Here is a 13982-nt window from a genome sequence, read left to right on the forward strand (position 1 = left end):
CAAGTAGTTCCGCCGCTGTGATTGAGTTTCTTTCATTGCCATGGCTGAACAGTCCCCAGTCGCACATTGCTAATACTGAGCACGACTATACATTTGCGATCGTGACAACCGTTTCTCCAATATCTTCCACATCAAGTGAACACGTTTTTGATGGAGGAGATTGCCGCCTAGGTGTCAGAGCATCGAATCTCGAGAAAGATAAAATGGTAGCCACTTTTGATATAGTAAGCCTATCTTGCACTGATAACGCTGGGTATGCTTATAGTATTGAGCCAGACTACCCTATAGGCTATATCTCAGCTCTAAGTACCCCAGGTATCAACAAAGTTAAAATCGTGGGCAATGATAGATATTTAACAATAGATCCTGAGAAAAACTATTATGCGCAACTTTATCACCCTCTAGAAAAAATTGATAAACTGGGAGTTTCTTTCGTCGGCAGATTTTAAACTTCCACTAGTAGTGTCAACGTCGATGTAAAAATGTCCCACCTGATGCAAACTATCCGTTCATTACATGAAGGAAACAGACGGTAAGTAATTGGCTTTATAGCAGGCCACTCAATCTTCCTTTGACTTGAATAGCTCATACTGGTCTAAGTTGTGAATGTGTGCATGTACTATTTCGCGGTACGGTAGCGAGACCAAGTATGGGACAAATTCATCCAAGTCATCTACTTCTGATGAATCTAAGCTGAGGCTTGGATATTGTTGAAAGAGTTCGTCTATCTCAGCTTCAGTATACTTCCCCTCGTGAAGAAGCATATTTTTAAATTCAATGTTCTCCTTTACTCTTAACTCTTGTACAACATCTATGTATCGAGTCACTACTTCAAGTTTATTTTTATCTTTGCTCCTATAGCCGCTTACTAAAGGAATGACCAATAAATCGTTAATTGTTGCTCCTCCCGTTATCTCATACGGATAGCCGATGTAAACTTTACTATCGGACATGGTAAAAAGTATAGGAAGTGATAATTCACTAGCTTTATCTATTAGCCTTGAAAACTCTGGGCTTTCTACATCGGACAGGAACTCTTTTCTCAGCTCATCATCTTTTTGAATCTTAATTTTGCTCTTGAGTTCTGATAAGCGGTGATTTAATGAACTTGCCCACTTGAAAGCGATTAGTTTATTTTTAAAACTATTGTAACATCCGAAACTTGCGAGGAGGATATGTACCTTCGGTAAAGAGAAACCAAGGATTAAGGTGATCAAACTAATATTGAACAGCGCTACGTCTGCACTCTTAGGGGTAATAAGCAAAGCCTTTGATAAGGCCCAATAGCCTAAATCATGCTCAACTCCCAGAATACGACCGCAATACTGGATGATAATATGGATAACAGAAGCGAATACAAATAAGAGCAAACCAAAGGCTGTTGACTCGAAAAAAGTATGATAACCAATAGTTCGTTTTAATTTGAAATGGTACTTAGATAGGCCATTAAGAAAGAAATATCCTGATATTCCGAGTATCAATAAAAACAATACAGTTGGCTTAATCATCCCTACTCTCTAATTAGAAATGCCACACCTAATGGTATGGCATTTAACTCAAGCCTCTAAAGGTACATTTTTGGATGCAGCAATCTGTGCCTTAACAACTTGATTGCGCTTGACAGAAGCTGTATCTAGACGAAGCACATCACCATCAACCAGCTCATACTTAATACCTTTAGTTGTCCTTTTACGCGCTTGAAACTCTTCATAACGTTCTCTAAGAACATCTTGTTTAGTCTTGGCCATAATTTCTCCAGTGCATCAAAATCAAAAGGCTAGCACGATACAAGTAAGTTAATAATTGTACATTTATCCGACAATGTCGACATTTTCTTGAAAACAGTGTTTCTCATTGTGTCAATTCGAGACATTGCTTCTTCTGTAGTAACCAGACTCGAAGGAACCCAAGACTCTATACCCAAACACAAGTCCTATTAGGCTTCTTTATGAAGTGTATGTTTGAAAAGGGGATGATTTGCATGTTGAGTTTCAAATACCTAGCCGCGAGAAGCAAGCGAACTTATGTATTCATTACAGATGATTACATTAAGCTACAAGCTTAACCGACTACTTAGCCGACTATAAACACCCAAAACGACAAAGGCCTGACAACTTAATAAGCTGTCAGGCCTTATAGAATATGGCACGCCCTATAGGATTCGAACCTATGACCACATCCTTAGAAGGGACGTGCTCTATCCAGCTGAGCTAAGGGCGCGCTACAGGGACAGGATTATACGAGTTCAAACGGGTAAATCAACGGGTTTTCATAACATTCTGATCTGAATGCCTAAAAAAAGTCCATTAAAACGCTTAATGTTCAAAAACACCACAAAGCAAACGTTTGCGTATGGATGTTAATAAGAAATTCTGCGACAATGCGCTGCAGATAATCTGCCTTCTTAATTTATAAGGAAAGTCATGACTGCTCAAAGTATAGACGGAACTCTCATTTCCCAAACTGTTCGATCCGAAGTGGCTGCACGTGTTAAAGCACGTGTTGAAGCTGGGCTACGTGCTCCTGGTTTAGCAGTGGTTCTAGTTGGTGAAGATCCTGCTTCTCAGGTTTATGTCGGTAGCAAACGCCGCGCATGTGAAGAAGTTGGGTTTGTTTCTAAGTCTTTTGACCTTCCTGCGTCTAGCTCAGAAGAAGAGTTACTAGCTCTGATTGATGAATTAAACAACGATGATGAAATTGACGGCATTCTAGTGCAATTACCCCTTCCTGCGGGCATAGACACAACACATGTTTTAGAGCGCATTCACCCAGAGAAGGACGTGGATGGCTTCCATCCTTACAACGTTGGTCGTCTTGCGCAGCGTATTCCAAAGCTTCGCTCTTGCACACCAAAGGGCATAATTACCCTACTCGACCGTTACAACATTGAGCTACGTGGTAAACATGCGGTTGTGGTTGGTGCATCAAACATTGTTGGTCGTCCAATGACACTTGAGCTGCTGCTTGCGGGCTGCACAACAACAACATGTCACCGTTTTACCAAAGACCTAGAGAGTCATGTGCGTCAAGCTGACATTGTCGTGGTTGCGGTTGGTAAGCCTAACTTCATCCCTGGTGAGTGGATTAAAAAAGGCGCAGTGGTGGTCGATGTCGGTATTAACCGTCTTGACTCAGGCAAACTAGTTGGCGACGTGGAGTACGACAAAGCACGTGAAAGTGCGAGCTTTATTACTCCTGTTCCTGGTGGCGTTGGCCCAATGACCGTCGCAAGTTTAATTGAGAACACGATGCTCGCTTGCGAACAGTTCCACACAGACAAATAACGTAAAACTTCAGATACGAAAAAGGCTCCGCAAGGAGCCTTTTTGCTAATTGTTGATATCTATTTCAATTACAGACTTAAAATCACGCCCGCAATCGAAGCGCTCATTAAGTTCGCCATGACACCAGCGATAATCGCACGGAAACCATGCTTAGAAACAAATGCACGCTTTTCTGGTACCAAAGAGCCCAACCCACCAATCAGCATCGCCATGCTTGAGATGTTTGCAAAGCCACACAAAGCAAACGTCACGATTGCTTGTGAGTGTTCACTAAGTTGAGACTTCACTTCTGCAAGCTGGATGAAAGCGACGAACTCATTCACAACAATCTTGTTACCAATCAACGAGCCTGCTGTGGTTGCTTCTTGCCATGGTATACCCAACAACCAAGCGACCGGCGCAAACACAAAACCTAGGATGAGCTCAAAACTTAATGGTGTCCCAATCAGATCACCTATCCAACCTAACATACCGTTTAGCATTGCAATGACACTAATAAACGCCAGTAACGTACCACCGACCGATACAGCAATGCGTACACCCGCCATGGCACCATCGGCTAATGCTTCTACTACGTTGGTTGCACGTGGAATTTCAACTTGGCTAATGTCGATATCTGCTGCTTTATCCGTATCTTCTGGCATTAAAATTTTTGCCATCAACAAGCCGGCAGGTGCCGACATAAATGCAGCTGCAATAAGATAGTTGAGGTCGACACCCAGTGATGCGTAACCGACCAACGTTCCGCCAGCAACTGACGCTAAACCACCTGTCATAACTGCAAAGAACTGCGAGTCAGTCATGTGTTTTAGGTAAGGCTTTACCATCAATGGTGCTTCAATGGTACCGACAAAAATGTTTGCTGTTGCAGACAAAGACTCCGCACGACCGATACCCAGCAGCTTTTGAATACCACCACCGATAAAGTTAATGATTTTTGGCATCACACCAATGTGATAAAGACCTGAGATAAGAGAGGAGAAGAAAACGATGATACCCAGAACATTGATCGCAAAGGTGAAGCCCCCTGTCGCCAAATTACCGAATAAAAACGCAATGCCCTCTTGACCATAGTTGATCAAATTCGACACAACACTGCTCACTGAATTCAGCGCATCTCTTCCTGCTGGTACATATAAAACCAACAACGCAAACAGTACCTGCAAAGCAAACGCAAACGACACCGTTCTCAGCTTTATATTTTTTCTATTTGTAGAAAGTAGCCATGCTAGGAATAGTATGGCTACGATACCAATAATTGAGTTCATAAAATGAATCCGACAGAAGGGGGATATGGAAGGCACCGGATTGTATAGCGGACTCAAAATGCTGCAAGTTGAGGATGTTAACAGTGTGAAAAGTTTAAGAGACCAATAACTGACCAATAAAATAACCACTTGAATTTATTGAAGATAAACGTTTGCTTATTTTAATTGTTTCCATATGGAAAATATGTTTCTGGTTCAGGAAAAATTTTTGTGAAGTGAATCACTTTATGTGTCGTTCTACAACGTCATTGATCCTGTTATTTAGGAATAGAGATGTAAGGTGCTAAACGTTGGTCCCAATGACAAGGGTTGCCGATCTTCTGTTTGATAAAGTTAATCACTGCGGATATTTTTTTTGGCATATGTTGGCGGCTTGGGTATACCGCATAAAACGGCATCGACTGGCTGGCTTTCCAGTCAGGTAACAGCTGTATTAACTTACCCGTTCTGAACTCATCACCCAGCAAGTAAGTGGCAAGGTAGGCAATACCCCAACCTGCAATAGCCGCGTCCCGGACGGCTTCTGCCAGATCCACTGAATAGTTACCCGAGACTTTTACGTTCAATTCTTGCTGATCTTTGGTAAACGCCCACCCCGTATAGTCACGCTCCCAGCTTCTGTATATGAGGCAGTTGTGAGCAGATAGGTCATCCGGTTCTGTTGGCGAGTCATGTTTCAATAAGTAATCTGGCGATGCCGCAACAACAAACTGGCAATCCGTCAAACGCTGCGCAATGTAACCTTCAGGCAAATGCTCGTTGTTGGTTACCCATAAATCGAGCCCTTCGGCTAACATATCGACCTTATAGTCAAACAGATGTACTTCCACTTGAAGTTGAGGATACAGTTCGCGTAACTCTTGAATCGCTGGAATAATGTGTAAGGTACCAAATGATTGCGACAACCCAAGACGTACCAAACCTGCCACTTCATCCCGCTGGGTTTCCATCTCTAATGTGGCGCTGCTCACCGCTTGTACCACTTGCTCACAGTGATGAAAAAAGGTTTTCCCTGCCTCTGTCGGCGTAAAGCTTCGCGTAGTGCGTTGAACAAGCTTGATACCAAGAGACGCTTCTAACTGACTCAACTGTTTACTCACATGAGACACCGACACGCCTAAGCTCTTTGCAGCAGCTGTGAAGCTTTTGTGTTTAAGAAGAGCGGAGAAAATCACCATTTGTGCGGCACGTTCAGATAACACGCTTTACCTCGATTTGGTTATAGAAAAAACAAAGGGCTCCGAAGAGCCCTTGTATTGAAGACTGGATGCCGAATTGTTTGTGGCAGATCAGTATTTAATGCGGTCAGCCAAGTGGCTCACAGCAAGTGCGAAGTAGTAAGAGCGGTTCCACTTCATCAATACGTTGTAGTTATTGTAAACCAGATACGTACGACCATTCTCGTCGTCCGGCATGATCAACCATGCTTTGATGTCTTCATCCAGTTTTGGCAACGGGCTACCGTCATATTTTGTGATACCTAATTGGCTCCACTCTTGAAGGTATTTGCCTTTTTCAGCCGTGCGCCCTTCCAGGCTGCGATCAATATTTTTAGGAACCTTAACTTGGCGACCCCAAGTATATTTATCATCCCAACCAGACTTGCTCAAATAGTTAGCGGTTGATGCAAACACGTCCGCTTCAGATTGCCATATGTCTTTTTTACCATCACCGTTGCCGTCAGCAGCAAAACGAAGGAAAGAGCTTGGCATAAACTGGCATTGACCCATCGCACCAGCCCATGAGCCTTTAAAGTTCTCTAGCTCAATATGGCCTTGATCGAGGATCTGCAGTGCCGACATGGTCTCTTTACGGAAAAACTCTTCACGACGGCCTTCAAATGCCATTGTGGATAGTGCATCAATCACTTTAAAGTTGCCGGTAAACTTACCAAAGTTACTTTCAACTCCCCAAAGTGCCACAATAAAGCGCGGGTGGACACCGTACTCATCGCCTATACGCTTTAGCTCAGTGTAATGCTCTTTGTAGAGTTGTCTGGCTTGCTTCACCTTCCACTCAGGCACCGCGCGAGGAATGTACTCATCCAATGTCAGTTTCTTTTCTGGTTGGTTTCGGTCCGCTTTTACTGCTCGGGGCTTGTACTCAACATTAGCAAAAGCAGCACTAATGACCTGCTCTGAGATACCTTTATCACGAGCTTCAGCACGCAGCTTATTCAAGTATTCATCAAAACCCTCGCTACTTGCAAAAGCCGAGGTACACATACCAACGCTAAGCATGGTAGCCAGTATCTTTTTCATATTGCCCTCCTTGAGCAAGGCAGAAATCCCAGATGAAAAACGATGACGTTATTCGCCTTTCTGCTGGGCTTTTTGTTCTTTGTACTTTTCTAATAGGTTCTCCGGCGGCGGTGGAACCTGAAGAAAGAAGCCATCATTTTGTAATGAAGCCTTCACTTTTTCGATATCAACTTGTGCCAATTTACGGCCATCAAGTTTAATCGTCATGACAGCGATAGGCTTACCGAACATCTGCATTAAGGTGTCAGGAACCTGTGAAAAATCATCCTTTTTCGGAATATAGAGATAAGTACCTTCTTTTTTCGAGCTTTTATAAATAGAACAAAGCATGACACGCCTTTTATGCTGATTTAGCCGCGTTGAGTGCGGATTAGGTTGTAAACGTCAAATTCTCGCAAACTTAATAGCAAATTTGAGATTAATTCACCTATTTGCCCACGAGAGAACTTGCTGCGTCAAAGGATGAAATATAACATGACATACCTAGTTTAAGGCAACGCTCTTTCAATAAAGGCAAGAAGTCCACGATGACCCATTCACCAGACCTTAAAGGTAGCAGTTTTACATTGTCAGTTTTACACCTTTCTGACAATGAGATCGCAAAGACTGTCGAATTTTTGCAAGAAAAAGTTTCTCAAGCACCTTCTTTTTTTGCATCCGCGCCTTTGGTAATCAATATAGCAAAAGTACAAGGCGACATTGATTTCCCTAAGCTTAAACAAGGCATCTCAGATGCCGGTTTTATTCCGGTCGGTGTAACGGGCTGTAAAGACAAGCGTGTACAAAACCTTGCTTCCGAAGCTGGCTTCGCCATTATGTCGGCGAGCAAATCGCCAAGCCAAGCACCTGCCAAAATGGCACCAACGAAAGTAGTTCGTACGCCTGTCCGCTCAGGACAACAGATCTACGCAAAAGATGGTGATTTGGTGGTGCTAGCGCACGTAAGTGCAGGTGCTGAAGTCATTGCTGACGGCTCTATTCATATCCATGGCACACTTCGAGGTCGTGCGATTGCAGGAGCAAGTGGTCAGCAGGAAGCGCGTATTATTTGCCACGATTTACAAGCAGAACTGGTATCCATTGCGGGTGACTACTGGTTAAGCGATCAAATTGAAAGCGAGTACTGGCAAAAGAAAGTAATGATCAGTAAAGCCGATGAATCATTACATTTAGAAGTTCTCGCGATTTAATCTAAAAAGGAAAAAAAATGGCACGCATTATTGTAGTAACGTCTGGTAAAGGTGGCGTTGGTAAAACCACTTCAAGCGCAGCCATCGCCTCTGGTCTAGCTCTTAAGGGAAAAAAGACCGCGGTGATCGATTTTGACATCGGTTTGCGTAACCTCGATCTAATCATGGGCTGTGAGCGCCGCGTCGTGTATGACTTTGTAAACGTCATTAACGGCGAAGCGACATTAAACCAAGCGCTGATCAAAGATAAGCGCACGGACAACCTATTTATTCTTCCTGCTTCTCAAACTCGTGATAAAGACGCACTGACAAAAGATGGTGTTCAGCGCGTATTCGGTGAACTTGATGAAATGGGCTTTGATTTTATTATTTGTGATTCACCAGCAGGTATCGAGCAAGGCGCGTTAATGGCCTTGTACTATGCCGATGAAGCCATTGTCACAACGAACCCAGAAGTCTCTTCTGTACGTGACTCTGACCGCATTCTCGGTATTTTAGATTCTAAGTCACTGCGTGCAGAACAAGGGCTAGAGCCAGTAAAACAGCATCTGTTACTGACTCGCTACAACCCATCTCGCGTCACTCAAGGCGAAATGCTAAGCGTTGAAGACGTTGAGGAGATCTTACATATTCCACTACTGGGCGTGATTCCAGAAAGCCAAGCCGTGCTTAACGCGTCAAACAAAGGTGTGCCAGTCACTTTTGACGATAACACCGATGCGGGTATGGCTTATTCTGACACCGTTGATCGCTTATTAGGCAATCAGGTTGAATTTCGTTTCCTTACTGAGGAGAAGAAAGGACTCTTTAAACGACTCTTTGGAGGCTAGACATGTCATTATTAGAATTTTTCCGTCCACAGAAGAAAACTTCTGCGAATCTAGCTAAAGAGCGTTTGCAAATCATTGTCGCAGAGCGCCGCAGCCAAAATGATCCTGCGCCGTCTTACTTGCCTCAATTAAAAGAAGACATCTTGAAGGTGATCAGCAAGTACGTGGCAATTGATCCAAATATGGTTGACTTAACATTTGAGCACAAAGACGACGATATCTCAGTTCTTGAGCTGAATGTGAAGCTACCAGACGAAGAAAAGTAATCAGTTTCTCTCGCAAGACGAATGCTCTAATTAGAACGAAAAAGGTTGGCATCGAGGCCAACCTTTTTCATCTTTCATTACTTTAATGCTTTGTTCATCTTGTCGCCGAGTAAATCCAAGCGCCACCCTTGCATCAAATCAGGCAATACTTCTGGGTCACGATCTTTTTTCCAAACCCAACTGATCAACTGGTTGATCTGCTTTTTAGAGGCAAGGAACTCCGTGGCTAAACCTGACTTCTGCGAAGCCGATTTCACCAAGTCTTTCATATTTTTGAAGACCTGCTTGTAACCCGGATAGTCCATTAAACGCTCAATTTTCGCAGGATACTCTTCAGAAGGTGTTTGCTTCGCTTGTTTAACAATCGCGGCAATCTTCGCGCCATGGCGGTTAATCGCTCGGATATCAATATCTTCTGCTTCCATCTTCTTAAAGTTCGTTAAACCAAGACGAGCGACCGTTAATAGATCACCTTCTTTGAAGATAAAGTTCAGCGCTAAATCTCGTTTGATTGCTTCACGATAACGCCACGTCGCCAATGGCTTTAAAATCGCCAGCTCAGAAGGTTTTAATTGCCAAGCGCCCTTAATATCAAGGTAGGCATTCTCTTCATTGGTTACGCGAATACGTTTCGAAACGAGTAAATCACTTTCTTGCTGTACAGCTTCCCACCAACCTGCTTGCGTCACCTTATCGAACAGCTTTTCGTATAACGGTAACAAGTAATGAACATCTGCGGCAGCATAATCTAATTGCTTTTGTGTCAGTGGACGAGCCATCCAGTCGGTACGTGATTCACTTTTGTCGAGCTCTACGCCTAAATATTCTTCCACCAGCGATGCGAAGCCTGTCGATAGGCCGTGACCGAGAAAAGCGGCCATCAGCTGCGTATCCACCATAGGGAATGGTGTACAACCAAAAGCGTTTTGGAAAACTTCTAAATCTTCACCACATGCGTGCAGCACTTTTAGCACAGAAGTATCTTTTAATAGCGCTACAAACGGCGTCATATCCGTTAATTCAGTCGGATCAATCAGCGAGAGGCGATTACCATCGAAAAGCTGAATCAGACCTAACTGCGGGTAGAAAGTGCGAATACGAACGAATTCGGTATCCAGCATCACTACGTCTGCCTCTCGGGCATGAGTGCAAACCTCTTCTAGGTCTTTGTTTTTAGTAATAATTTGATAGTTCACATACTTCTCGCTATAAAAAATGCCAGCAAAACGCTGGCATTCTATCATTTTTTAAATCTCTCGACTCGACGAAATCGGCTTATGCGCTTTTCTTCGCAAGTTCAGCGTCATTCTCTTCGCGTAAAACACGACGCAAGATCTTACCGACATTGGTTTTAGGTAAGTCTTCGCGGAACTCAACCAACTTCGGAACTTTGTAGCCAGTTAGGTGTTCTCGACAATGCGCGATCACTTCGTCTTTGGTCAAGCTCGGATCGCGTTTCACGACATAAATCTTCACTAATTCACCAGACACTTCATGCGGCTGGCCAATAGCAGCAACTTCAAGTACTTTGCCGTGTAGTGCTACAACGTCTTCGATTTCGTTCGGGTAAACATTAAAGCCTGATACTAAGATCATGTCTTTCTTACGGTCAACGATATGCAGGAAGCCTTCGTCATCGAACTTAACGATGTCGCCGGTTGATAGCCAGCCGTCTTCGTTAATCGTATCTTTCGTTGCTTCAGGTCGTTGCCAGTAACCTTGCATAACCTGAGGACCACGAACTTGAAGTTCGCCAGTTTCAGTATTCGCAAGAGCGTTACCTTCTTCGTCCACGATACGAACTTCTGTTGATGGTACCGGCAGACCAATAGAGCCATTGTATTCAACAAGATCATGCGGATATGCCGCCACCAACGGAGAACACTCTGTTAGACCGTAACCTTCGAGCAAATAGCAACCCGTGGTCTTTTGCCATCTTTCTGCCACTGAGCGCTGCACTGCCATGCCGCCGCCAACGGCTAAACGTAGATTACTGAAATCCAACTCGTGGAAATCTTCATTATTGACCAATGCATTAAATAAGGTATTCACGCCCGTAATCGCAGTAAACGGATGCTTTTGTAGCTCTTTCACGAACCCTGGAATATCTCTAGGGTTCGTAATAAGTAAGTTACGACCACCCATTTCAACAAACAGCAGACAGTTTACGGTAAGAGCAAATACGTGATACAGCGGTAATGCTGTCACGACTAATTCACGCCCCGGAGATAAAACCGGTCCGTACGCGCCTTTTGCCTGTAGAACGTTCGCAATCATGTTGCGGTGAGTCAGAATCGCGCCTTTCGCGACACCTGTCGTCCCCCCCGTATATTGCAGGAATGCAATGTCATCCCCAGACATAAACGGTTTAACGTATTGTAGACGACGACCTTTACGTAGAGCCTGACGCATTGAGATTGCACCAGGTAAATCGTACTTAGGCACCATGCCCTTAACGTACTTCACGACAAAATCGACAATCGTACCTTTCGCTCGTGGCAGCATTTGACCAAGACTGGTTAACACTACGTGTTTGACTGGTGTTTTATCGACAATTTGTTCTAACGTATTCGCAAAGTTAGACACAATCACAATCGTCGTCGCACCTGAGTCATTCAATTGGTGTTCAAGTTCACGAGGAGTGTAAAGTGGGTTAACGTTTACGGCGATACAACCTGCACGCAAAATACCAAACAACGCCACTGGGTATTGCAGTAGGTTTGGCATCATCAGAGCAACACGGTCACCCTTTTGCAGTTTTAACTCGTTTTGCAGATACGCTGCGAATGCGCGACTACGCTCTTCCAATTTACGGAAGGTCATAACCGAGCCCATGTTCATGAATGCTGGTTGGTCTGCATATTTTTGTACAGACTGTTCAAACATTTCTACCAAAGACTCATATTGCTCTGGATTAATGGTTTCAGGTACGTCACTTGGATAACGTGAAAGCCATGGTTTATCCACGATGTTACTCCTCGTTTATAACTGGCTAAAAAATAGCGTCCTTTTTATTTTGAAAGCTATTACAGCACAGCGAACGTGCTTGAGCACGCAACTCTCAAACACTTGTTTAAATTTTGTTAACTACACCAAGAATTCGCGTTGCGACCTCGAGTATTTGCTCTAAATGGCAGTGATGACCACCCTTGACAGAAACCACTTGCGGTGGGTTCTCTCCCCAATCAGCTTGGTTAGATGGTAAATTCTGAAATCCTTGATCGCCTAATACAATCAAATGAGGACAACGTATTTGGCTGGTAATCGAGTTAGCATGCGCTTGCGCCATTCGGTAAAGCGACGCACATTTTAACTTGGCGTCATGCCGCCAATACCATTTATCTCCTCGCTGCTCTGTTCCACGCTCGACTATCGGTAGAAGTTGCTCAGCGGTTAATTGGTTGGCTTGCATGCGTAATTTTAACGCCAGATCGAAGGAGGCAATGGCTCGCTCTGGCTTGTTTTGCTGTCTTATTCGACTTAAAACGCCATCGCGAAGACGAGGCAAACTGTTAGTAGGATCCTCATGAAGAGGTCCTGCTCCCTCAATTTGCACAAGAGCTTCGACCTGCTCTGGAAACGCTGCACTATAGCAACTTGCGATTAAAGCACCAAGTGAATGCCCTACTAATATCAGTCTGTTTGGTGATAATTCGTCCAAAAACTGATACAAATCGGCAATATAGTCGTGAAAGGGGTAATAATTATCGTGAGATTTATGACTCGATAAACCGTGACCAAAATGATCGATGGCGAGGAGGTGTAAGTGAGGATTAAGTTGATTCAACTGCTCCATGAGCGCTTTAAAGCTGCCCGCATTATCTAACCACCCATGAAGAAAAACGACTGACAAGTCAGCCGTTTTCTCGTTCCCTATCTCAAGGGCTGCCATTTTGCCGGCAGGAAGCTCGAATTGACGCTCATGCATCGCAGATTATTTGACCTGTTTTATCACTTTACCGTCTTGCGGGAAATCATTACGCCACATGCGGCAGTTAATCGAGTAACATGGGTAAAAGTAGGTTGGCGAGTCATACATGCGTACACGTTCTTCAATTTTCCATAAACGGTACCCTTCCCCCTTAATTACTGGGAAGATGTAACCGTGCTCACCGATCTTTCCTTCTTCTTCCCCTGCTCCTTTGCCTACAACCGTCACCAAACGGCCTTCACTAAAGGCGACAGGCTCTAAATAGCCATCAAAATAGGCGACAAAACGCCCCGTAGGCTCTTCATCAATATCAGGTTTACCAGACTTACTGATAGGAAGGTTTACAATCTCTAGACGCGTTTTATCTTTAAAGTTATCCACTTTAGCGATGATTCCACCAAGGCGAACATCTTCACTCACTTGCCCCTGAGACTCAGCAAACGCTTTATAGTCTGTAACGACCAATTCTGTGCTTGCATTTAGCTCCTCTGGCAAAGAGCTACACGCAGACAAACCAACCGTAGCAAATAATGCGAGAAAAAACCGTCCAAAAACCTTCATAAACCACCTTTCAATATTAGTAACCCCAAGCTGGGGAGATCTCACACGTAAATATCGACACCAAGTAATTGAGCCAGTTCCTCTTTTTTAGCTCGATTCATGACATCCATGTACTGCTCCATTGCTTTACGTGCGCCCCCTTCAGGAAGGTCATATTGCACTTGAGCTCGGTGAATTTGGGACTCATCCACGTGTTTTATGGAGTGCGCCACGGCGTTAGCAACCTTTGAAGGCTGACCTACAGGCTGCTTTGTTTGTGATTTATTTACCTGCTTCTTTTGACTGGCTTTATGAGTGCGATTTGCACCGGGAATCAAAGAAGGAGGCAAGCCATTAATCGACGCCATAGCACTCCATAAAAATACAGGGCAAACGCCCTGCTTTTTGTCAG

The 13982-nt window shown here is 44.0% G+C and carries 16 protein-coding genes and 1 tRNA gene; 5 read left to right on the forward strand and 12 right to left on the reverse strand.

What is annotated here, in order from left to right; all coding sequences use genetic code 11:
* Positions 1-17: 17 nt before the first annotated feature.
* Positions 18-449: a hypothetical protein gene (locus R8N49_RS12735; protein ID WP_318095522.1), complete on the forward strand. Its 432-nt coding sequence runs from the start codon at positions 18-20 to the stop codon at positions 447-449.
* Between the two features lie 111 nt (positions 450-560).
* Here R8N49_RS12735 and R8N49_RS12740 read toward each other — a convergent pair whose 3' ends face one another.
* From R8N49_RS12740 to R8N49_RS12750, 3 genes are all read right to left on the reverse strand, one after another.
* Complete coding sequence (locus R8N49_RS12740; RefSeq protein WP_153645966.1) at positions 561-1508, reverse strand: hypothetical protein; 948 nt, start codon at positions 1506-1508, stop codon at positions 561-563.
* 48 nt (positions 1509-1556) lie between these two features.
* The gene (locus R8N49_RS12745) at positions 1557-1748 is read right to left on the reverse strand and encodes a hypothetical protein (protein ID WP_047462752.1); all 192 of its coding nucleotides are present in this window, start codon (positions 1746-1748) and stop codon (positions 1557-1559) included.
* Between the two features lie 395 nt (positions 1749-2143).
* Positions 2144-2220: transfer RNA gene (locus tag R8N49_RS12750), tRNA-Arg, on the reverse strand.
* Between the two features lie 203 nt (positions 2221-2423).
* Between R8N49_RS12750 and folD the strand changes: the two genes are divergently transcribed.
* Positions 2424-3284 carry a bifunctional methylenetetrahydrofolate dehydrogenase/methenyltetrahydrofolate cyclohydrolase FolD gene (gene folD, locus R8N49_RS12755; RefSeq protein WP_186584417.1) on the forward strand — a complete coding sequence of 287 codons (861 nt, stop codon included), beginning with the start codon at positions 2424-2426 and terminating at the stop codon, positions 3282-3284.
* A 68-nt stretch (positions 3285-3352) separates the two neighbouring features.
* Here folD and R8N49_RS12760 read toward each other — a convergent pair whose 3' ends face one another.
* The 4 genes from R8N49_RS12760 to R8N49_RS12775 all read right to left on the reverse strand — a co-directional run bounded on the left by R8N49_RS12760 (position 3353) and on the right by R8N49_RS12775 (position 7143).
* Complete coding sequence (locus tag R8N49_RS12760) at positions 3353-4552, reverse strand: NupC/NupG family nucleoside CNT transporter (protein WP_005382298.1); 1200 nt, start codon at positions 4550-4552, stop codon at positions 3353-3355.
* A gap of 257 nt (positions 4553-4809) precedes the next feature.
* Positions 4810-5754, reverse strand: a complete 945-nt coding sequence (locus tag R8N49_RS12765; RefSeq protein ID WP_025766976.1) for a LysR family transcriptional regulator — start codon at positions 5752-5754, stop codon at positions 4810-4812.
* An 87-nt stretch (positions 5755-5841) separates the two neighbouring features.
* Positions 5842-6813: a lytic transglycosylase domain-containing protein gene (locus R8N49_RS12770; RefSeq protein ID WP_005388330.1), complete on the reverse strand. Its 972-nt coding sequence runs from the start codon at positions 6811-6813 to the stop codon at positions 5842-5844.
* A gap of 48 nt (positions 6814-6861) precedes the next feature.
* Positions 6862-7143: a YcgL domain-containing protein gene (locus R8N49_RS12775; RefSeq protein ID WP_005382303.1), complete on the reverse strand. Its 282-nt coding sequence runs from the start codon at positions 7141-7143 to the stop codon at positions 6862-6864.
* A 197-nt stretch (positions 7144-7340) separates the two neighbouring features.
* On the opposite strand from R8N49_RS12775, the gene minC reads away from it, so the two are divergent.
* The 3 genes from minC to minE are packed head-to-tail and all read left to right on the forward strand — an operon-like array spanning position 7341 to position 9099.
* Positions 7341-8003, forward strand: a complete 663-nt coding sequence (minC, locus tag R8N49_RS12780) for a septum site-determining protein MinC (RefSeq protein ID WP_005382304.1) — start codon at positions 7341-7343, stop codon at positions 8001-8003.
* 17 nt (positions 8004-8020) lie between these two features.
* Complete coding sequence (gene minD / locus R8N49_RS12785; RefSeq protein WP_005388331.1) at positions 8021-8833, forward strand: septum site-determining protein MinD; 813 nt, start codon at positions 8021-8023, stop codon at positions 8831-8833.
* A gap of 2 nt (positions 8834-8835) precedes the next feature.
* Positions 8836-9099: a cell division topological specificity factor MinE gene (gene minE / locus R8N49_RS12790; RefSeq protein ID WP_005388332.1), complete on the forward strand. Its 264-nt coding sequence runs from the start codon at positions 8836-8838 to the stop codon at positions 9097-9099.
* A 77-nt stretch (positions 9100-9176) separates the two neighbouring features.
* On the opposite strand, the gene rnd is transcribed toward minE, so the two are convergent.
* The 5 genes from rnd to R8N49_RS12815 form a co-directional block, all read right to left on the reverse strand.
* Positions 9177-10295 carry a ribonuclease D gene (rnd, locus tag R8N49_RS12795; protein ID WP_031777213.1) on the reverse strand — a complete coding sequence of 373 codons (1119 nt, stop codon included), beginning with the start codon at positions 10293-10295 and terminating at the stop codon, positions 9177-9179.
* A gap of 79 nt (positions 10296-10374) precedes the next feature.
* Positions 10375-12066 carry a long-chain-fatty-acid--CoA ligase FadD gene (gene fadD, locus R8N49_RS12800; protein ID WP_005382216.1) on the reverse strand — a complete coding sequence of 564 codons (1692 nt, stop codon included), beginning with the start codon at positions 12064-12066 and terminating at the stop codon, positions 10375-10377.
* Positions 12067-12172: 106 nt separating this feature from the next.
* Positions 12173-13027 carry an alpha/beta fold hydrolase gene (locus R8N49_RS12805; protein ID WP_005382215.1) on the reverse strand — a complete coding sequence of 285 codons (855 nt, stop codon included), beginning with the start codon at positions 13025-13027 and terminating at the stop codon, positions 12173-12175.
* 6 nt (positions 13028-13033) lie between these two features.
* A complete protein-coding gene (locus R8N49_RS12810; protein WP_005382214.1) occupies positions 13034-13591 on the reverse strand; it encodes a Slp family lipoprotein in 558 nt (185 codons plus the stop codon).
* Between the two features lie 41 nt (positions 13592-13632).
* Positions 13633-13938: a hypothetical protein gene (locus R8N49_RS12815; protein ID WP_017819942.1), complete on the reverse strand. Its 306-nt coding sequence runs from the start codon at positions 13936-13938 to the stop codon at positions 13633-13635.
* Positions 13939-13982 lie beyond the last annotated feature (44 nt).

The sequence above is a fragment of the Vibrio sp. 1978 genome (assembly GCF_033344345.1).